At 69.3% G+C, this 19722-nt stretch carries 17 protein-coding genes; 6 read left to right on the plus strand and 11 right to left on the minus strand.

Annotation, left to right across the window (positions count from 1 at the left end):
- Positions 1 to 10: 10 nt before the first annotated feature.
- The 8 genes from AQJ91_RS06445 to AQJ91_RS06480 all read right to left on the minus strand — a co-directional run bounded on the left by AQJ91_RS06445 (position 11) and on the right by AQJ91_RS06480 (position 10281).
- Complete coding sequence (locus tag AQJ91_RS06445) at positions 11 to 970, minus strand: ABC transporter permease (protein WP_067017333.1); 960 nt, start codon at positions 968 to 970, stop codon at positions 11 to 13.
- Positions 963 to 1892, minus strand: a complete 930-nt coding sequence (locus AQJ91_RS06450) for an ABC transporter permease (protein WP_067017334.1) — start codon at positions 1890 to 1892, stop codon at positions 963 to 965. Before AQJ91_RS06450 ends, AQJ91_RS06445 begins: the two co-directional genes overlap by 8 nt.
- 164 nt (positions 1893 to 2056) lie before the next feature.
- A complete protein-coding gene (locus tag AQJ91_RS06455) occupies positions 2057 to 3676 on the minus strand; it encodes a peptide ABC transporter substrate-binding protein (protein ID WP_067017336.1) in 1620 nt (539 codons plus the stop codon).
- 566 nt (positions 3677 to 4242) lie between these two features.
- Positions 4243 to 6150, minus strand: a complete 1908-nt coding sequence (gene typA / locus AQJ91_RS06460; protein ID WP_067017338.1) for a translational GTPase TypA — start codon at positions 6148 to 6150, stop codon at positions 4243 to 4245.
- Between the two features lie 137 nt (positions 6151 to 6287).
- Entirely contained in the window at positions 6288 to 6902 is a 615-nt protein-coding gene (locus AQJ91_RS06465; protein ID WP_107122361.1) for a hypothetical protein, read from the minus strand.
- A 422-nt stretch (positions 6903 to 7324) separates the two neighbouring features.
- Entirely contained in the window at positions 7325 to 7630 is a 306-nt protein-coding gene (locus tag AQJ91_RS06470) for a helix-turn-helix domain-containing protein (protein ID WP_234381850.1), read from the minus strand.
- Positions 7627 to 7977, minus strand: coding sequence for a type II toxin-antitoxin system RelE/ParE family toxin (locus tag AQJ91_RS06475; protein WP_079084724.1), 351 nt, complete (start codon positions 7975 to 7977; stop codon positions 7627 to 7629). The genes AQJ91_RS06470 and AQJ91_RS06475 overlap by 4 nt, the downstream gene beginning before the upstream one ends.
- An 87-nt stretch (positions 7978 to 8064) precedes the next feature.
- Positions 8065 to 10281, minus strand: coding sequence for an ABC transporter family substrate-binding protein (locus AQJ91_RS06480; protein WP_067017342.1), 2217 nt, complete (start codon positions 10279 to 10281; stop codon positions 8065 to 8067).
- Between the two features lie 337 nt (positions 10282 to 10618).
- On the opposite strand from AQJ91_RS06480, the gene AQJ91_RS06485 reads away from it, so the two are divergent.
- Genes AQJ91_RS06485 through AQJ91_RS06500 form a run of 4 tightly spaced genes read left to right on the plus strand, consistent with a single transcriptional unit; the run spans position 10619 to position 14503 of the window.
- Positions 10619 to 10909 carry a hypothetical protein gene (locus tag AQJ91_RS06485; RefSeq protein ID WP_067017344.1) on the plus strand — a complete coding sequence of 97 codons (291 nt, stop codon included), beginning with the start codon at positions 10619 to 10621 and terminating at the stop codon, positions 10907 to 10909.
- A gap of 29 nt (positions 10910 to 10938) precedes the next feature.
- A complete protein-coding gene (locus AQJ91_RS06490; RefSeq protein WP_067017345.1) occupies positions 10939 to 11760 on the plus strand; it encodes a hypothetical protein in 822 nt (273 codons plus the stop codon).
- Entirely contained in the window at positions 11760 to 13736 is a 1977-nt protein-coding gene (locus AQJ91_RS06495; protein ID WP_067017346.1) for a fumarate reductase/succinate dehydrogenase flavoprotein subunit, read from the plus strand. Before AQJ91_RS06490 ends, AQJ91_RS06495 begins: the two co-directional genes overlap by 1 nt.
- On the plus strand, positions 13733 to 14503 hold the full coding sequence (locus AQJ91_RS06500; RefSeq protein WP_067017347.1) for a succinate dehydrogenase/fumarate reductase iron-sulfur subunit: 771 nt from the start codon (positions 13733 to 13735) through the stop codon (positions 14501 to 14503). Before AQJ91_RS06495 ends, AQJ91_RS06500 begins: the two co-directional genes overlap by 4 nt.
- 7 nt (positions 14504 to 14510) lie before the next feature.
- Here AQJ91_RS06500 and AQJ91_RS06505 read toward each other — a convergent pair whose 3' ends face one another.
- The 3 genes from AQJ91_RS06505 to AQJ91_RS06515 form a co-directional block, all read right to left on the minus strand.
- Positions 14511 to 14819: a hypothetical protein gene (locus tag AQJ91_RS06505; RefSeq protein WP_067017352.1), complete on the minus strand. Its 309-nt coding sequence runs from the start codon at positions 14817 to 14819 to the stop codon at positions 14511 to 14513.
- Positions 14816 to 15544 (minus strand): phosphotransferase family protein, encoded by a 729-nt coding sequence (locus AQJ91_RS06510; RefSeq protein WP_234381852.1) that lies wholly within the window; start codon positions 15542 to 15544, stop codon positions 14816 to 14818. The genes AQJ91_RS06505 and AQJ91_RS06510 overlap by 4 nt, the downstream gene beginning before the upstream one ends.
- Before the next feature lie 380 nt (positions 15545 to 15924).
- On the minus strand, positions 15925 to 17142 hold the full coding sequence (locus AQJ91_RS06515; protein WP_079084725.1) for a glycoside hydrolase family 18 protein: 1218 nt from the start codon (positions 17140 to 17142) through the stop codon (positions 15925 to 15927).
- Positions 17143 to 17372: 230 nt separating this feature from the next.
- Here AQJ91_RS06515 and AQJ91_RS06520 point away from each other — a divergent pair, with 230 nt between their 5' ends.
- Positions 17373 to 19016: a hypothetical protein gene (locus tag AQJ91_RS06520; protein ID WP_234381906.1), complete on the plus strand. Its 1644-nt coding sequence runs from the start codon at positions 17373 to 17375 to the stop codon at positions 19014 to 19016.
- A gap of 105 nt (positions 19017 to 19121) precedes the next feature.
- Entirely contained in the window at positions 19122 to 19685 is a 564-nt protein-coding gene (locus tag AQJ91_RS06525; protein WP_067017356.1) for a hypothetical protein, read from the plus strand.
- Positions 19686 to 19722: the final 37 nt, after the last annotated feature.

Raw genomic sequence — 19722 nt, forward strand, 5'->3', positions numbered from 1 at the left:
TACGCCTCCCTCAGCGCAGCTTCGGGTCGAGGGCGTTGCGCACGGCATCGCCGAACATCAGGAACGAGAGCACCGTGATGGAGACCAGGACGGACGGCATGATCAGCACGTAGGGCGCGTTGCGGATCGACTGGAAGCCGCGTGAGACGTCCACACCCCAGGAGACCACCGGCTCGCTCAGGCCCACGCCCAGGAAGGACAGGGTGGCCTCGGCCCCGATGTAGCCGCCGAGTGAAATGGTGGCGACGACGATGATCGGGGCCAGCGCGTTGGGCAGGATGTGGCGCAGCAGGATCCGGCTCGTGGAGGCGCCGAGCGCCTTGGCGGCGACGACGTAGTCGGCCTGCTTGACGCTGATCACCGCACCGCGGGCGACACGGGCGATGGTGGTCCAGCCCAGGAAGGAGATCGCCAGGATCACCACCCATACGGTGCGCTTGTCGAAGGTGGTCAGGATGACCATGGCGCCGAGCAGGAACGGGATGCCGAAGAAAATGTCCGTGAGCCGGGACAGCAGGGTGTCCCAGATACCCCCGAAGTAGCCGGCGAGCATGCCGAGCACGCTGCCCACGGCCGTCACGATCAGGGTGACGAGGACGCCGACCAGGATGGAGGCTCGGGCGCCGTAGACCATGCGGGTCCACACCGAGCGGCCCTGGATGTCGTAGCCGAACCAGTCGGGCTGCATGATGTGGGACCAGTTCGGCGGCTTGAGGTAGTTGTTGGCCAGGTCCGCCTCGGTGGGCGAGCCGTCGGCGAACAGACTGGGGAACACAGCCATCGTCACCAGCATCACGATCAGCAGGGACGAGGCCAGGAAGAGCGGACTGCGGCGCAGATCATGCCAGGCGTCGGACCACAGGCTGCGGGCCTTGCCCGTGCCGTTGCCGGTCTCCGGTTCGACGGTGGCGGGCACCGGTGTGTCTGCGACTTTGCTGTTCTGGGAGTCGACGGCGGTCTTCTCAGGCATACCGGATCCTCGGGTCCAGGACCGCGTACAGCAGGTCGACGAGCAGGCTGCAGATCAGATAGACGACCACGATGAGGCTGACCACCCCCACGACGGTCGAGCCCTCGCGGTGGCCGAGCGCGTCGAAGACCAGATTGCCGATGCCGTGGATGTTGAAGATGCCCTCGGTGACCACAGCCCCGGCCATGAGCGTGCCGAGGTCGGTCCCGAGGTAGGTGACCACGGGGATCATCGAGTTGCGCAACAGGTGAACGCCGATCACCCGGCGCCGGGGCAGCCCCTTGGCGATGGCCGTGCGGATGTAGTCGGAGCGCAGGTTCTCGGCGACCGACGTGCGGGTGAGCCGGGCCACATAGGCCAGCGAGAGTGCGCCGAGCACCGTCGCGGGAAGCAGCAGCTCGGTCCAGCTCTCGTCGAGGGACACGTTCGGCTCGACGAGGTCGAGTTGGAAGGCGAAGAAGTACTGGGCCATGCGACCGAGCACGAAGGAGGGGACGGACACCAGCACCAGGGTGAGGAGCAGCAGCCCGCGGTCGCGGAGGCTGTTCGGGCGCAGTCCGGCGATCACGCCCAGGGAGATGCCGACGACGGTCGTGAACACCAGGGCGAACAGCGCGAGTTGGACAGTGACCGGCCAGGCTTCGGCGATGACGTCGGCCACCGGACGTCCGGAGGCTATCTGTCGGCCGAAGTCGCCCTGTACCAGCCCTGTGAGATAGTCCCAGTACTGCAGCCAGATCGGCTGGTCCAGGCCGAGTTCCGCCTTGAGTGCCGCGATCTGTACGGGGTCCGAGTACTGCTCGCCGGCGAGTGCGCGTACGGGATCTCCGGGCAGCGCGTACATCATCAGGAACACCAGTGCGGTGGATCCGATGAAGACTGGGATCATCTGGAGCAGTCGTCTGGCGACATAGTGCCCCATGGGTGCCTCCATGGTCGGGGGGTGGAACTGCGGGGTCGTCCGCTTCCGGACACGAGCCGGGAAGTGAGCCCCACACGTCCGGCGCGCAGAGCGTTGGTGTGCTCTGCGCGCCGGACGGTCGTACGAGGTGACGCCGTACGGTGTGCGAAACCGCGACCGTCAGGTCACTTGGCCGTCACGTCGTACAGCTTGTACTGGCCGTGCCAGTCGATGTCGACGTTGTCGACCTTCTCGCCGTGGCCACCGTTCATCTCGTAGAACCAGAGCGGGATGGACGGCATGTAGTTGAGGAGGTCCTTCTCGACCTCCTGGTACGCCTTGACATACGAGTCGAGGTCCTTGGCCGCGTCGGCCGCGGCCATCGCGTCGTCGACCTCCTTGTTGGAGAAGCGGCCGTTGTTGGACTCGGCGTCCGTGTGGTACAGCTCCTTGAGGAAGTTGCCGTTGAGCGGGTAGTCGCCCAGCCAGCCACCGCGGTACATCGACTTGACCTCGTCGTTGTCGCGGGCCTCGAGGTCGGTGGCGAAGTCCGGCTTGGCGTCGCCCTCGCAGGCCACACCGGTGGCCTTGGTGATGGAGTTGCAGACCGCGGTGACCCACTCGGCGTGGCCGCCGTCGGTGTTGTACTGGATGAAGACCTTGTTGCCCGGGATACCGCCGCCGTCCTTGATGAGCTTCTTGGCCTTGGCGGGGTCGTACTTGAACACGTCGGTGTCCAGGGTCTGCTTGCCCTGCGCACCCGGGGCGACCCAGCCGTCGGCGGGGGTGCGGGTGCCCTGCAGCACGGTCTTGGTGATCGTGTCACGGTCGATCGCCATCGACAGACCCTGGATGACCTTCGGGTCGACGTCCTTGAAGGTCTTGGAGTAGAACGCCGGGACCAGCGTCTGAATAGCCGCGTACGGCTTGGCGATGGCCCGGTCTCCCAGGTCCTGCTCGTACTTGGCGAGGTCCGTGGGGCCGACCTGGTCGATGATGTCCAGGTTGCCGGACAGCAGGTCCTGGTAGGCGGCCTCGGGGGTCGAGTACGCCTTGTACTGGACACCGGCGTTCTTGGCCTTGTTGGAGCCCTTGTAGTCGGCGTACGCCTTGACCTGGAAGAGCTTCTTGTGGTCCCACTTCTCGAACTCGTAGGGACCGTTGCCGACCGGCTTCTCGCCGAACGCCTTCGGGTCGCTGAAGAACGCCTCCGGCAGCGGCGCGAAGGTCGAGTAGCCCAACTTGTACTCGTAGTAGGGCAGAGCGGCGGAGAGTTCGATGGTGAAGGTCGTGTCGTCGACCACCTTCAGGCCGGACATGGTGTCCGCCTTCGCCTTGGCGCCTTCCTTGGCCGGGTGAACGTCCTCGTAGCCCGCGATGTCGGCGAACCAGAAGGAGTTCTGCTGCGCGTTGTCGACATGTGCGGACCAGTTCCACGCCTTGACGTACGACTCGGCGGTGACCGGCGTGCCGTCGTGGAACTTCCAGCCGTCCTTGAGCTTGACGGTCCAGGTCTTGGAGTCCTCGGTGGAGATGGACTCCGCGTTGAGGTACTCGATCCCGCCCTTCTCATCGAAGGTCAGCAGCCCGGCGAACAGTGCGTCGAGAATGTAACCGCCGTTGGACTCATTGGTGTCCGAGGGAATGATGCCCTTCTGGGGCTCTCCCACGTTGATGGACACGTAGCGGGTCTTACTGGACTCGCTGCCCTCGTCTTCGCCGCCATCGCCGGAGCTGCAGGCGGTGGCTGCCAGCGCCACGACTATCGCGCCGGCAAGCCACTTCGCGCTGTTGGCACCGCGCATGGGTTCCTCCTCATAAGTCCACTTGACCACTACAGGAGGGGCACATGACACAACACCGCACCGCCCCCTAGGACGGCGACGATCGAAGAGTGCCCCCCGCACACTCGCGAGTCCACGCCCCCTACACGTGACCCGCCAGTACGAGTTCTACGCGCCTAACTATCTGCCATGCACCACGACCGAACCACACCCGTTTGGTCTCGGTTCGATCACACCTGGTGCCTACTTCTTCCAAAATCCGGACAAACACTTTGCCGAAAGATCCCTGCGAAACGGACTTGTTACACATCTACCGGAGGTAGGTGTCCGGAATCCGGACGCATGGAGTAAAAAATCGGTTGCGGAGAGCGCCACCGCCACGCAAGGTGCGCGGCCAACACGCAACCGCCACAGGGCGGATCCGTTCCCCGGCGTGAACGGCCAGCATCGACACAGCAGGCCCACAGAAGGGTAGTGGGAGAGCGGCGCACCACAGCGCCATCTCCCGTAAATCGAGGGTTATCCCTGCACCGAAAACACCGGGCGCCACCGCGTGGTGGCGCCCGGTGTTTTCGGTGCAGGCCGCGTCAGCCGTGCTTGGCGCGGCTCGCGGAGCGGGCGCGCTCACGGGCGTCCAGGTTCACCTTGCGGATGCGGACCGCCTCCGGGGTGACCTCCACGCACTCGTCGTCGCGGCAGAACTCCAGGGACTGCTCCAGGGAGAGCTTGCGGGGCGGGACGATCGCCTCGAACGAGTCGGCCGAGGACGACCGCATGTTCGTGAGCTTCTTCTCCTTGGTGATGTTCACGTCCATGTCGTCGGAGCGCGAGTTCTCGCCGACGATCATGCCCTCGTACACCTCGGTGCCGGGGTCGGTGAACAGCACGCCGCGCTCCTGGAGGTTCGTCATCGCGAACGCGGTGACGGCGCCGGCGCGGTCGGCGACGAGCGAGCCGTTGTTACGGGTCGTCAGAACGCCGAACCACGGCTCGTGGCCCTCGTGGATGGAGTGGGCGATGCCCGTGCCGCGCGTGCCGGTCAGGAACTCGGTACGGAAGCCGATGAGGCCGCGGGACGGGACGACGAACTCCATGCGGACCCAACCGGAGCCGTGGTTGGACATGTTGTCCATACGGCCCTTGCGGACGCCCATGAGCTGTGTGACGGCGCCCATGTGCTCCTCGGGCACGTCGATCGTCATGCGCTCGACCGGCTCGTACACCTTGCCGTCGACGAGCTTGGTGACGACCTGCGGCTTGCCGATGGTCAGCTCGAAGCCCTCGCGGCGCATCTGCTCGACCAGGATGGCCAGCGCGAGCTCACCACGGCCCTGGACCTCCCAGGCGTCCGGGCGCTCGGTGTCGAGCACGCGCAGCGAGACGTTGCCGACCAGCTCGCGGTCCAGACGGTCCTTGACCTGGCGAGCGGTGACCTTGCGGTCCTTGACCGCGGCCTTGTTGTCGGCGCCCTTGCCGGTGCCGCCACGGCCGACCAGCGGCGAGGTGTTCGTACCGATGGTCATCGAGATCGCCGGCTCGTCGACCGTGATGAGCGGCAGCGCGATCGGGTTCTCGGGGTCGGCGAGGGTCTCGCCGATCATGATCTCCGGGATACCGGCCACGGCACAGATGTCACCGGGGCCCGCCTTCTCGGCCGGCTTGCGGGTGAGCGCCTCGGTCATCATCAGCTCGGTGATGCGCACGTTGGACATCGTGCCGTCGCGCTTGATCCACGTGACGGTCTGGCCCTTGCGCAGCTCGCCCTGCTCGACGCGGAGCAGCGCGATACGGCCGAGGAAGTTGTCGGCGTCCAGGTTGGTGACGTGCGCCTGGAGCGGGGCCTCCACGTCGTACTCCGGAGCCGGGACGTGCGACAGGATCGTGGAGAAGAACGGCTCCAGGCTGTCGCTGTCGGCCGGGACGGTGCCGTCCTCCGGCTTGGTCAGCGAGGCCACACCGTCACGCGCACACGCGTAGACGATGGGGAACTCGATCTGGTCCTCGTCGGCGTCGAGGTCGAGGAAGAGGTCGTACGCCTCGTTGACGACCTCGTCGATGCGCGAGTCGGGGCGGTCCGTCTTGTTGATGCACAGGATGACGGGCAGGCGGGCCTGCAGCGCCTTGCGCAGCACGAAGCGGGTCTGCGGCAGCGGCCCCTCGGAGGCGTCGACCAGCAGCACCACGGCATCCACCATGGACAGGCCGCGCTCGACCTCGCCGCCGAAGTCGGCGTGGCCCGGGGTGTCGATGATGTTGATGGTGATGACGTCGCCGCCATCCTTCGGGTGGTACTTCACGGCCGTGTTCTTGGCCAGGATCGTGATGCCCTTCTCACGTTCCAGGTCGTTCGAGTCCATCATGCGGTCGTCGAGCGATTCGGCGGCGTGCGCGGCGAAGGCACCGGCCTGCTTCAGCATGGCGTCGACGAGGGTCGTCTTCCCGTGGTCGACGTGGGCGACGATGGCGACGTTGCGGATGTCGTGGCGCGTGGCCATATTGCGGCGTACTCCCGGCTTGAGTGGATGGCCTGCGCGTACGTCTGTGTTACGCGGACCCTGCCGGGCTGGACACGCCACGGCCTTACCCCATGGTACGTGGCCGCAGCGGCAAGGGCTCGCCGGGCCGGATCGGGTCAGGCGGCCTTGGTGGCCGGGGATCCTTCCGGGCAGGTCCGGACGGCGGCGTCACGGCCGGTCGTGATGTCCGAGGGCTCTGAGGCGCAGGGGAGGAAGCCGGAGCCGGTCCCGTCCCACGTGCGTACATGGCCCTTGATCGGCTCGCCGCTCCCGCAGGTGTACGTGAAGTCGGCGTCGACCAGCTTGATGTAGCCCCACGCGTAGTACGCGCCCTTGTGGTCTCCGGTCGCCGACTCGAAGTAATGCTCGTCCTCGAGTCCGTACGTCTCGGTCGGGTCCGCGAGCGGCTCCTCGACCTTCAGGTGCCTGCCCAGCGCCTTGATCACGCCGGCCGCGTCGACGCCCTTGGGCGGGACGCTCACCGTGGGCCGGTAGACCGTGTCGTCGACGCGCTTGAGCTTGGCCGAGTACGACGCGGTCGTCTTCTCGAAGAAGATCGGGTCGGCGAGCTCGGTCAGCTTCTCCGAACGCTGGACGCCGGACCAGGTGTACGTCCCGTCCGTGCAGGCCTCGGCCCGGTCGTCCGTACCGCCGGTGCAGGCGGTCAGCCCCGCCACCATCACCACCGCGGCCAGTCCCGCCGCACAGGTCCTCCGTGTGATGCCGCGCATACGTCGGCTCCTCTTCCCCCGAGACGCGGACGCGGTCGACGCCCACCCCATGATCACTGTTGCCATCATGGTGCGGGCGCCGGGGACGGGCGGCAAGCGTTTTGAGAGATCTCTGAGCTATGGCGATACGTCAGCCGTCGGACGGCGACGCGCTCGCCGGCGGCTACGCCCCCTTCTTCAGGAAGCCCATGTCCTCGTAGAGGGGGGTCGCGAAGCCGAAGGCGCCGGCGTTCGCGACGTTCTTCTTCGCGGCCGTCAGCTGAGGGCGCTGGTAGAGGGGGATCGAGCCCGCCGCCGCCCAGATCCGGGCGTGGGTCTTGGGCTACAAGTCCTTGAAGGGCTCGTGGTCCCGCCGTCAACCCGCTTGAGATCAGGCGGGCGAACTGCCGCATGCGGGCCCGCCTGTCCAATGAGAGCAGCGGTCATGCGCTCCTGGCCTGCTGCGCCAGCTCCACTCTCAGTTCTAGCCCGAGGGCCCGGGCGAGGCGGTCGAGGACAGGAATCGTCGGTACGGTGCCGCCACCCTCGAAGCGTGCCACGGCCGACTGGGTCATGCCCGCCCGGCGTCCGAGCTCCTGCTGTGACAGCCCCAGGTCCTGGCGCTGCTTGCGGACCGCCTCGCCGAGAGCGAAGCGCAACTGTGCCGCCGCGTACTCCTCCTCGATCTCGGGAGTCATGGCCCGGGCCCGGCGGGCCTCTGCGAGGCCGGTTCGCCTGGTCTCCGTCACAGCTCCTCCTCGTCCACGGTGTGGCCTTCCGCCTGGCATCGCTTCATGGCCTGGCGCGCCCGCTCGACTTCGGCGAACTCCTGCATCCTCGTCTTGCGGAACACAGTGAGCATGATGATGCGGCGTCCCGAAGCGATCCAGTACGTGATCCTTACGCGCTCGCCGCCGCAGTAGAAGCGCAGCTCTCTGAGTTTGCCGTCGAGCTGACGTGTGTACGGCTCACCAAGATGGACTCCCCGCTGCTCCAGCAAGTCGAGATGCATGAGAGCTTGCGCCCAGCGTTTGTCATCGAGCCCGGCCAGCCAGTCGGCAGCCTCCGGCTCCAGTTCGACGGTACCCCATGTCATAGCATCGACGCTATTACCGTAGGGGCCCCACCGCCCCGGAGCGGCCACAGGATCACCCGATCATGCAGTAGTTCCCCACCAAGACCGTCACTTCCTCGGCGACGCGCTCGCCGCCGCCTTCGCCCCCTTCGCCAGGAAGCCCATGTCCTCGTAGACCGGGGTCTCGAAGCCGAAGGCGCCGGCGTTCACGACGTTCTTCTTCGCGGCCGTCAGCTGAGGGCGCTGGTAGAGGGGGATCGAGCCTGCCGCCGCCCAGATCCGGGCGTCGGCCTTGCGGATCAGGCCGCGGCTCTCGTTCTCGTCCAGCGTCGAGAGGGCCTGGTCGAAGAGCTGGTCGACCTGGTCGGTTCCGACCCGCGTGTAGTTCTGCTCGACGTTCAGGGAGCCGTCGGCGGCCGGGACCGGCTTGGCGTAGATCGGGCGGGCGTCGGTGGCGGGGAACGCGGACGCCGGCCAGGAGTACAGGGCGAGGTCGTACTGGCCGGACGCGATGTGGTCCTTGAAGTAGCTCTCGTCGGCGACCTTGGCGGTCTCGGTGCGGATGCCGACCTTCGCCAACATGCGGGAGATCCGGTCGGCCACGGTATGCAGCGCCTGCGAGCCCGGTCCCGACGGGAGCACGAAGCGGAGGGTGAGGGCCTTGCCGTCCTTGGCCAGCCGGTTGATCTCGGCGCCGGCGGGGGCGGCGGTGCCCTTGGGGGCGTACGCGCCGGGGGCGCCTCCCTGCTTCAGATTCTGGTTGGCGTACTGCCTGCCGTCCTGGGCGTGATTCCGGGCGTCCTCGTCGCTGACCTCCTTGTCCTGCTCGCGGCCGGTCTCGTCCCCCGCCTTGTCGTCGTCGCCGACGATGTACGTGCCGTCGTCGCCGCCCGCCGACTCCTTCTCGGCCTTCGCACCCTTCTCGCCCTTCGAGCCGGCCGCCTTCTCGCCCTCCTTCTTCTCCTCCTTGACCGGCCCGCCCCGCACCCAGCCGGCGTCCGCGAGCAGCGCCTGCGCCTTGGCCGTGTCCTGGCCGCCGAGCGCGCCGCTGTTGTCGGCGTACGCGGCCTGCCCGGCCAGCGCGAGGTGGCTGCCGACCGGCTCGGCGGGCAGGCCGAGGGGGCGCAGGACGGCCTTGGCGAGGGCCTCCCGGTCGAGGGCGCGAGCGACGGCGCGGCGGACGCGCTCGTCGGCGAGGGGGCCGTCGGCGCCGTTGAGGGCGAGCTGGGTGTAGGCGGGTTCCAGGGACTTGCGGACCTCGAAGCCCTGGAGGGCGGTCTGCTGGCGGGCGTACTGGGCGACAGCCCCGCGCTGCTTCTCGCGGGCGCCGGTCTCCTCGTCGGCGGCCTCGCTGTCGGAGCCGCTGGACACGGCCGGGGGGCGCAGGGCGTCGGCGCCGGTGCGGTCGCTGCCGGGGCCCATCAGCGGGGTGCCGGTGCTCCGGGGACCGGCCGCGAGGGTGATGCGCCGGACGGCCTCGGGGTCGATCTCGGCCAGGTCGAGCTTGCCGGCGGCCAGCTCGGCGGCCCGCTTGTCGCGGGGTACGGCCCGCAGCACGATCTCGGACAGCTTGGCCCGGTGGCCCCACCAGCGCGGATTGCGGGCGAGGGTGACCTGGTCGGCCTTGCGGTCGACCTTCTTCAAGGTGAAGGGACCGGCGGTGACCTTGAGCTTGCGGCGCGCGCCGTCGTTGAAGGAGTCGGGCGTGCCCATGACGTCCTTCGGGTACAGCGGCGAGAACAGGGAGCGCCAGTCGGTGTACGGCCGGGCGAAGGTGACCCGGACCTCGAGGTCGTTGGCACCGCGTTCGATCTTCTCGATGCGGTCGTAGCCGGCGTTGCGGGCGGTCCAGTAGGCGGTGTCCTTGCCGGACAGGGCGCGCGACTGGGCGGCGAAGTCGGCGGCGCCGATCTCGCGGCCGTCGCTCCAGACGGCCGCCTGGTTGAGCTTGTAGAGGACGACCTGCTTGGGCTCGGTCTCGACGACCTTGGCCGACTCCAGGTAGTCCGGGTTCCGCTCCGGCCGCCCGTTCGCGTCGACCCGGAACATCGACGGCAGCACGGCCTGCGCTACGCGGGTGGTGGCGGCGTCGGCGTCCGCCTGGAAGGTGTTCAGCGTCTCCGGTACGGCGTCCACGGCCCAGCGCAGGGTGCCGCCGTCGGCGACCTGGGCGCGGACGGCGGGGGCGATGTCCTGTCCGGCCAGTGGCCTGCCCGCCGGATCCTCGGAACTGCAGCCGGCTAGCGCGGGCACCGCGAGCGCGCCCGCGGTGAGGAAGGCGACCGAGCGCATGACCGCGCACAGGCCGACGCCGTCGTAGGACATCTCTGCTACCTCCGGGGAGCCGCCCCAACGTGAGAGCGGGGAGTTATGATCACGTTTGGGGGTATTTAGAGCTGATCAGATGTATGCGGCCACTGAAGAGGAAAGGGTTCTTCAGCCGACGGCGACACGGCGACGGAGGGCGGGAAGCTCACCCGTGTGGAGCAACGCACAACGGGTGGCGCCCGGCGCGCAGCGGGGTGCACGGGCGTGTGAAGGAGGCGTGCAATCCGCCAATCGATGCACATCCCTTCACATGGCTGGGTGTGACGCGCAACACTCGCAGGCGCATGAACGTTGCCGCCTTGGGCCTCAGAACCCGCGGAAGTGAGGGCAAGTCATGTCCGTGCACGATGAACTGACGTCAGTCCAGCGCCACCTCGAGGAGGTGCTCCGCTCGGTAGGGCGGCTGGAACAGCAGATCGGCAGCGCCGGGCTCGAGATGCGCCGGGTCCACGTCGACGCCGACCACCTGCGCGAGAGCGTCGCGCTGCTGCGCGAGGCGGCTGACAAGCCGGCCACGCAGAAGCGCCCCGATCTCGTCACCATCCCGGACACGCCGTACGACGACTCGCTGTGGGTCGACACCGACGACGAGGGCCTCGGCGCGCATCACGGTCCGGAGCACTGAGCGCCCCCGACACCGACCGGAGTCATGCATTGGCCACTGGTACGGAACCCCAACCGAAGAGCGGCGGCGTACGCACCCGTACGCGCGCCGCGATCACCGCCCCGCATCTGCGGACCGACCGCTGGTGGCTGGCCCCCGCCGCCACCGCCGCCGGCCTGCTGGCCTTCGTCGTCTACTCGACGTGGCGGGCCTTCGCCGACGCGGACTACTACGCGGCGCCGTACGTCTCGCCGTTCTACTCGCCCTGTCTGGCGGAGAACTGTGAGCCCATGCGCGCCGGGCCGAACGCCGACCTGTTCGGGAGCTGGTGGGGCCTCTCCCCCGCGATCATCATCCTGATCTTCCCGCTCGGCTTCCGCCTGACCTGCTACTACTACCGCAAGGCCTATTACCGGGGCTTCTGGATGTCGCCCCCGGCCTGCGCGGTCGCGGAGCCGCACAAGAAGTACACCGGCGAGACCCGCTTCCCGCTGATCCTGCAGAACATCCACCGCTACTTCTTCTACGCCGCGATCGTCGTCGCCGGGATCCTGACCTACGACACGGTGCTCGCCTTCCGCGACGAGCACTACGAGTGGGGCCACATGGGCCTCGGCACTCTGGTCTTCCTGGTCAACATCGTGCTGATCTGGGCGTACACCCTCTCCTGCCACTCCTGCCGGCACATCGTCGGCGGCCAGCTCAAGCACTTCTCCAAGCACCCCGTGCGCTACCGGATGTGGCAGTGGGTCGGGAAGCTGAACGCCCGCCACATGCTGCTCGCCTGGACGTCCCTGGTGAGCGTGGCGCTCGCCGACTTCTACGTCTATCTCGTCGCGTCCGGTGTCTTCGATGATCCGAGGTTGTTCTGATGTCCGTGGTCGACCGGCAGGAGTGGGACGTCGTCGTGGTCGGTGCCGGCGGCGCCGGGCTGCGGGCCGCGATCGAGGCGCGTGAGCGGGGTGCCCGTACGGCGGTGATCTGCAAGTCGCTGTTCGGCAAGGCGCACACGGTGATGGCCGAGGGCGGCATCGCGGCGGCGATGGCCAACGTCAACGAGCACGACAACTGGCAGGTCCACTTCCGCGACACCATGCGCGGCGGCAAGTTCCTCAACCAGTGGCGGATGGCCGAACTGCACGCCCAGGAGGCCCCGGACCGGGTGTGGGAGCTGGAGACCTGGGGCGCGCTGTTCGACCGCACCAAGGACGGCCGGATCTCGCAGCGCAACTTCGGCGGCCACGAGTACCCACGCCTGGCACACGTCGGCGACCGCACCGGCCTGGAACTCATCCGCACGCTCCAGCAGAAGATCGTCTCGCTCCAGCAGCAGGACAAGAAGGAGACCGGCGACTACGAGTCCCGTCTGAAGGTCTTCCAGGAGTGCACGGTCACCCGGGTACTGAAGGACACAGCATCCAATAGCGGCTCCGCCGCGGGCCGGGTCTCCGGCGTCTTCGCCTACGACCGTGAGACCGGCCGTTTCTTCGTCCTGGAAGCACCCTCCGTGGTGATCGCGACGGGCGGCATCGGCAAGTCCTTCAAGGTGACGTCGAACTCGTGGGAGTACACGGGCGACGGCCACGCGCTCGCGCTGCTGGCCGGGGCGCCCCTGCTGAACATGGAGTTCGTGCAGTTCCACCCGACGGGCATGGTCTGGCCGCCGTCGGTGAAGGGCATCCTCGTCACCGAGTCCGTGCGCGGCGACGGCGGGGTGCTGCGCAACTCCGAGGGCAAGCGGTTCATGTTCGACTACATCCCCGACGTCTTCAAGGAGAAGTACGCCCAGTCGGAGGAGGAGGGCGACCGCTGGTACGACGACCCGGACAACAACCGGCGTCCCCCTGAACTGCTCCCCCGCGACGAGGTGGCCAGGGCCATCAACGCCGAGGTGAAGGCGGGCCGCGGCTCCCCGCACGGCGGCGTGTTCCTGGACGTGTCGACACGGATGCCGGCCGAGGTCATCAAGCGCCGGCTCCCCTCCATGTACCACCAGTTCAAGGAGCTGGCGGACGTGGACATCACGGCGGAGGCGATGGAGGTCGGGCCCACCTGTCACTACGTGATGGGCGGCATCGCGGTCGAGTCGGACACGGCGGCGGCACGGGGCGTACCCGGCCTCTTCGCGGCGGGCGAGGTGGCCGGCGGCATGCACGGCTCGAACCGCCTCGGTGGAAATTCACTGTCCGACCTGCTGGTGTTCGGACGCCGGGCGGGCTGGCACGCGGCCGAGTACGCGGCGGCGCTGGCCTTCGAACGCCCCGAGGTCGACGACACGCAGGTCGACGCGGCGGCCGCGGAGGCACTGCGCCCGTTCTCGGCGGAGGGTCCCGCGCCGGGGGAGCCGGAGGAGGACACCGGACGCCCGCCGGAGAACCCGTACACCCTCCACCAGGAACTCCAGCAGACCATGAACGACCTGGTCGGCATCATCCGCCGCGAGGGCGAGATGGCTCAGGCCCTGGAGAAGCTGGCGGAGCTACGGGTACGGGCACGCCGGGCCGGCGTCGAGGGCCACCGCCAGTTCAACCCGGGCTGGCACCTCGCCCTCGACCTGCGGAACATGCTGCTGGTCAGCGAGTGCGTGGCCCGGGCGGCACTGGAGCGCACGGAGTCGCGCGGCGGGCACACCCGCGAGGACCACCCCACCATGGAACGCGAGTGGCGCCGGCTCAACCTCCTGTGCGCGCTGACCGACCCGACGGGCGGACTGGCGGCGACGGACCCGGTCCGCGGCCAGATCACCCTCACCCGCGAGACCACCGACCCCATCCGCCCCGACCTGCTCGCCCTCTTCGAGAAGGAGGAGCTGGTCAAGTACCTCGCCGAAGAGGAGCTCTACGAGTGAGCAGCTACGAGGCCCGCTTCAAGGTCTGGCGGGGCGACGTCAAGGGCGGCGGCCTGGAGGACTTCAAGGTCGAGGTGAACGACGGCGAGGTGGTGCTGGACATCATCCACCGCCTCCAGGCCACGCAGGCACCGGACCTGGCCGTGCGCTGGAACTGCAAGGCAGGCAAGTGCGGTTCGTGCTCGGCGGAGATCAACGGGCGGCCGCGGCTGATGTGCATGACGCGGATGTCGGTGTTCGGGCGGGAGGAGACGATCACGGTGACGCCGCTCAGGGCGTTCCCGGTGGTCCGCGACCTCGTCACGGACGTCGGCTTCAACTACACGAAGGCGCGGGAGGTCCCGTCCTTCGTACCACCGGAGGGTGTGGGCCCCGGCGAGTACCGGATGATGCAGGAGGACGTGGACCGGTCGCAGGAGTTCCGCAAGTGCATCGAGTGCTTCCTGTGCCAGGACACCTGCCATGTGGTCCGCGACCACGAGGAGAACAAACCGGCGTTCGCCGGCCCGCGCTTCCTGATGCGGGTCGCGGAACTCGACATGCACCCGCTGGACGCGGCCGCGGAGACGGGCCTGGACCGCAAGAGCACGGCCCAGGACGAACACGGTCTCGGCTACTGCAACATCACCAAGTGCTGCACGGAGGTCTGCCCCGAGGGCATCAAGATCACGGACAACGCGCTGATCCCCTTGAAGGAGCGGGCTGTCGACCGGAAGTACGACCCGTTGGTGTGGCTGGGGTCGAAGATCGGGAGGCGGTCTTCCTAGGGCCTGTTCAGGAGGTGGTACGGCGGCCCGGGCGCTGGGCCAGCAGCTGCAGGATCACGCCGACGAAGAACACTCCCAGGCCGGTGAACGCGACGGTGGCGTAGGCGCTGAGCGAGAGGTCGAGGGGGCCGGCGGACATGTAGCCGGTCATGCCGACGGAGCTGACCAGCATGCCGTACCCCCACAGCTTCGGCCGCAGCACCCTGCGCCTGCCGAACGGCAGCACCCAGCCCCTCCTGATCGCCGCGACGCCCATCACGGCACCCGCCGTCACGACCAGTACGGCCAGGGTCACCAGCAGCCCGTGCAGGGTCATGCGCGCTCCACGAAGGTCCGGGTCAGGGTCAGGATCTGATCGAGGCTGTCCTCCGCGATGGCGCGCAGGAACGCCGGGTCGTGGAAGTCTCCGACGTCGAGGAGGCGCAGGGGGCCGGCGACGAGGGACAGGTGCATCGCGAGACGGTACAGCCGCAGTCGGTGTTCGTCGAGGCCGGGGGCGCGAAGAGCGTCGTAGTGCGGACCGAAGCGCTGGCGCAGGAGGACGTGCTCCCACTCGACGTCGAAGTACAGCAGCCCCTCAATGTCGATGAGGGCGAGGTCGCCGTCGGCGGTCAGGAGGACGTGGTCGCCGCCGAGTTCACCGTGGATGAGGGTGAGGCGGCGGTTGGTGCGGGGCCGGACCTCCGCGGCCGGCTTCCGCAGGCTTTCGTCCAGTTGGGTGTGTACTGCGGCGACGCGGGGCTCACGGTCGACGAGTTGGCCCAGGTCGCGCAACGCCCCGTCGAGGACGCGCCGCTCGCACGAACTGTCGTATGAGGTACCGCCGTTGTCGACGTGGGCGACCTTGCCGAGGCGGGGGCCGGTGCAGGCGTGCAGTCGGTCGAGCAGGTCCCTCATGCGGGCCAGGGCCTCGGGGGCGGCGTGCGGGTCGCGGGCCAGCAGGTCCTCCAGGGTGGGGCCCGGGAGGTCCTCCACGACCGCGGCGTCCGCGGGGAGGTGGGTGTGGGTGGGATCCGCGTGCAGGAGACGCGGGGTGCGCACGCCGGCCTCGGTCAGCCGGTCGTGCGCCGCGGTGAGGAGGCCGAGGCCGGTGCCGTGGGAGAAGGGGTCGCGGGGGTCGGAGGGGCCGGCGTTCCAGTAGTCCTCGTCCGCGGACCAGACGTAGGCGATGGCTGTGGTGTCGTCGTCGCAGGTGAGGCGGTAGACGCCCTTCTTCGTGCCGCCGCGATGGGGGTCCCCCCGCTCGAGCGAAGCCGAGAGTGGGGGAGGGTTATGGCGGTGAGGGTGCGGGTGGGGCCGAGGGCGGTGCGGGTGAGGGGGGCGAAGTCGTTGCGGGTGAGGTGCTTGCGGGCGGGTTGCTTGCGGGCGGCGGTCACGTGGTTGTTCGTCGCAGCGGGGGTGGCCCGGCCGCAGGCGGTTTTCTAGCGGACCCAGCCCTTGCGGTACGCCGTCCAGTCCTCCTCCGTCGCGGCGAAGTCCACGTACAGGGCCACGCCGAAGTTGGCCCGGTCGGCGTCCGTGCGGGACAGGCCGAGGCGGGTGCCGCGGACGGCGGCGGCGACGGTCTCGGCGGCGGCGCGGTGGCCGAGCTTGTTCTCGTGGAAGAACGGCAGGCCCATGAGGAGGTCGGTGGACGGCGGGGTGACCTCCAGGGCGAGCGAGGTCTGCTGGGCGACATAGCCGCCGTACAGACTCTCCAACGGCTGCATCGTGTCGTACGACATCACCGCGATCTGGTCCACGCGGCGGGCGACCTGGCCGAAGAACTCCTGCGACCACCATTTGGGGTGGCCGGTGAGGGTGTCGGCGACGGAGTGCAGCGCCGGGAGCGGGTCGATCTGGTGGGCCGCGACGGAGAGGGGGACGTCGTGGGCGCGGGTGACTTCGCGCAGGTTGTCGAGGAGGTCGAGGTAGTCGGTGTCGCCGGAGTGGAGGGGTTCGAGGTCGAAGTGGGCGCCGTCGAAGCCGGTGTCGAGGATCTGGGTGGCGGAGCGGACGATGGCGTTCCGGGTGGCTTCGTCTTCGAGGTGCATGCCGTCCGGGGTCTCGGTGGCGAGCTTGTCGCCGAGCCAGGCCTGGACGCGGACGCCGGGGATCTTGGCGTGTACAGCTTCTGTCAGCCAACGTGCCCTGAGGTACGACGACTTGGGGAGGGTTCCGTTGTGCTCCAGGGGGCCTGCGTGGACGTACAGGTCGCGGATGCCGGTGCCTTTCAGGCGGGCGGCGAGGGCGTCGATGTCGGCGTCGCGTTTACGACCGTCGACCCAGGCGTGGCCCAGCCAGATCGCGTCGCGGCCTCTGGTGTACGTGCCTTCTGCGGGGTCGCCGGTGTAGTTGAGGCGTAGGGCGAGGCCGGTGGAGAGGAGGGGGAGGAGAAGGGCGAGGACCAGGATCAGGAGCGTGCGGGTTGCGCGGCGACGCCAAGGGTGTGAACGCCGAGTTTTCCCGCCCGGACCACCCGTGCGGGTTTCGTTGTCGGGTGCGGGTGGCCCTGGTGGGGCGTGCTCTTCGTTGGCGGGTGCGGGAGGTGGGGGGTGCTCGTTGGAAACGGGGGTGGACACCGCCGGCTCGGCCGCCTCACCCTTCGGCGTCGCGCCCGGCCCCGTCCCCGCGGGCTCGCCCGCCCCCGTCGCCCCCATGTGCCCCGCCCTCTCCATCCCGGCATCCCCTCATCCGTCGCCATCCGCCACTCCGGCCCACCCCTGACGCACCCCGGTCGCGCGGCCGCATTCCTGCTCATACGCTCCAAAATGTGACGTCACTATTGATTCGGGGCAGGCCGCGGCGGGTCCCCGCTCACATATCCGTGCGGGTCCTGCACACGCTGCTGGGCGTGCTGGCCGGGGTGGTGTGGCTGGTGTTGCCGGGGATGACGATCAGTACGGGTGTTCCGGTTGCGGTCTCTCCCGGCGGGCCCGTCGCGGGCGCCGTCGCGCAGGGGGAGAACGAGGACGAGACCTCCGCCGCCGACCTCGTCCTGCCGATCCTCGTGGCGAGCGCGGCGGTCGTGCTCGCGGGGTACGGGTATGTACGGCGGACACGGCGGGCGCGGAGTCGTACGACGCCCGGCGGGGTACTCGTGCGGCCTCCCGAGGCGTCGATCGCCCAGCTCGACGAGCAGGCACGGGCCTCACTCGTCGAGGCCGACGACTGTGTGCGCGTCAGTCGTGAGGAACTCCACTTCGCCGAGGCCCGGTTCGGAGGCGAGGCCGTCGGGCCGTTCGCTCAGGCCCTGCGGGACGCGGAGGCCGAGCTGGCGGCCGCTTTTCGGATGCGGCAGCAGTACGACGAGGGCGTGCCGGAGGGCGATGCAGCGCGGCGGCATGCGCTCGTGGGCGTCGTGGGGCGGTGCCAGGAGGCGGGACGGCTGCTGGACGGGCAGGCCGCCGGGTTCGACCAACTGCGCGGGTTGGAGGGCGGCTTGGGCGAGGCGCTGAACGTCGCCGAGGCGCGGTTCCGTGAGCTGGCCGGGCGTACGGGGGCCGCGGACGCGACGCTCACCGACCTCGCCAAGCGGTACGCCCCCTCGGTGACCGCCGGCGTCCTGGGCCATGTCGAACAGGCCAAGGACCGCCTGGTGTTCGCCACGTCACGGCTCAACCAGGCCCGTCAGACGGAGGATTTGGGAGAGGGCGAACGGGCGATCCGGCATCTGCGTTCCGCCGAGGGCGCCATCGCCCAGGCCGCCGCCCTCGTCGACGGCATCGACCGGCTCGCCGGGGACCTGGCCACGGCCGCGGCGATGGTGCCGGCCGGGTTGACGGGTGGGGAGGTGGAGATCGCCGGGGCGCGGAAGGCGGAGGGGGCGGTCTCTCCAGGTGAGCCGGGGTCAGTGGCGGGCGCGTATGCGGACGTATCGCCGGGCAGGGCAGCGGCAACGGTAGGCAGGCCACCTGATGGGTCACCCGGGGCACCCGCCCCACCCCCTGATGAACCCCTTGCCCCCCTGACCGCCACCGTCCCCCCAGGCGAACTGCACGCCCGCATCACCCACGCCGACCTCGCCCTGGCCGCCGTACGGGAAGAACTCACCGCGGGCCCGTACGACCCCCTGGACGCGCTCCGCCGGATCGTCGGCGCCGTCGCGCCCCTCGTCTCGGGGCGGGCCGGGGTGATGCCGGCCGGCGCTCTGCTCGTTGCCCGTAGTGCCGTCGGCGGTGCGGGGGATGTCGTGGGGACGCATCGGGGGGCCGTGGGGAGTGCCGCCCGGATCCGGCTGGCGGAGGCGGAGCGGCTGCTGGCTCCCCCGCCGTCGGCACCGGCCGGGCGGGGGCCGTATCAGGAGCTCGCCGATCTGCTCGCCGCCGACGCGCTGGCCCGGCAGGCCCGTGGGCTCGCCGAGCAGGACGTACGTCTGCACGGCAATCCGATGGCGGGAACGGCCGAGCACACGAGCGGGCTCGCCGGGGCCGTCCTCGGCGGAATCCTCCTCGGCGGAGAGCCGAACGGCGGCCCACCGCCAAGCTTCGGCGGCCCACACACCCGCGCCCGCCGACGCGGCCAGGTGTATTGACCCGCGTCAACAACCCTGCGGGTCAATACACCTGGACCCTTCTGCTGGTGGGCGGCGTCGAAAACGCGTGTCGGCGGAGCACGGCCCGGTGCGAGACTGCCGGCCATGACCGCACCTGAGCTCAGCGAACCGGACTACCTCCGGGAGATCGAGCGCCTCGCCCACCGGGTCACCGTCGAGGCGGCCGACGAAGGGTGGCTCTCGTTCGAGCCCTCGGCGGAACCGGACGACGCGACACCGCTCCGGTGCAGCGTGAACGCACTGGCCCGGGCGCTGCACAGGTACCACTTCGACGGCGACGGCTGTGTGGAGCAAGGCCGCTCCCCGGTCAGGCTCGTCGGTGCCACCGTGCTGAAGCCCGGACGCATGCCCGCCGGGACGGACGACACCTACGACGAGGTGTGTGCACGGCTCGGTGTCCCGCCGCGCCCGGAGGGGTGGGCCTTGTGGAACACCTGGGGTGACGGGGACCTGAAGGTCACCATGGTGGTGTCCGCGGTCGGGACGACCGAGGGGCTGCTCGAGAACTGGTCCCGCGGCAGGGCCGTCGATCCGGCGACCCCGTTGCCGTCCCAGATCGCCCTCGTACGGCGGGGCTGGACCGGCCCGATGACCTTTTCGCCGCGCGGCGTCCGCCGACTGGGACTCGACGGACAGCCGTTGTCCTAGGCGCCGTTGGCCGCCCCCGGAGGTGTCCCCCCGGAAC

Origin of the sequence: Streptomyces dysideae, from assembly GCF_001514305.1 — a bacterium.
GTDB classification, from domain to species: Bacteria; Actinomycetota; Actinomycetes; order Streptomycetales; family Streptomycetaceae; genus Streptomyces; species Streptomyces dysideae.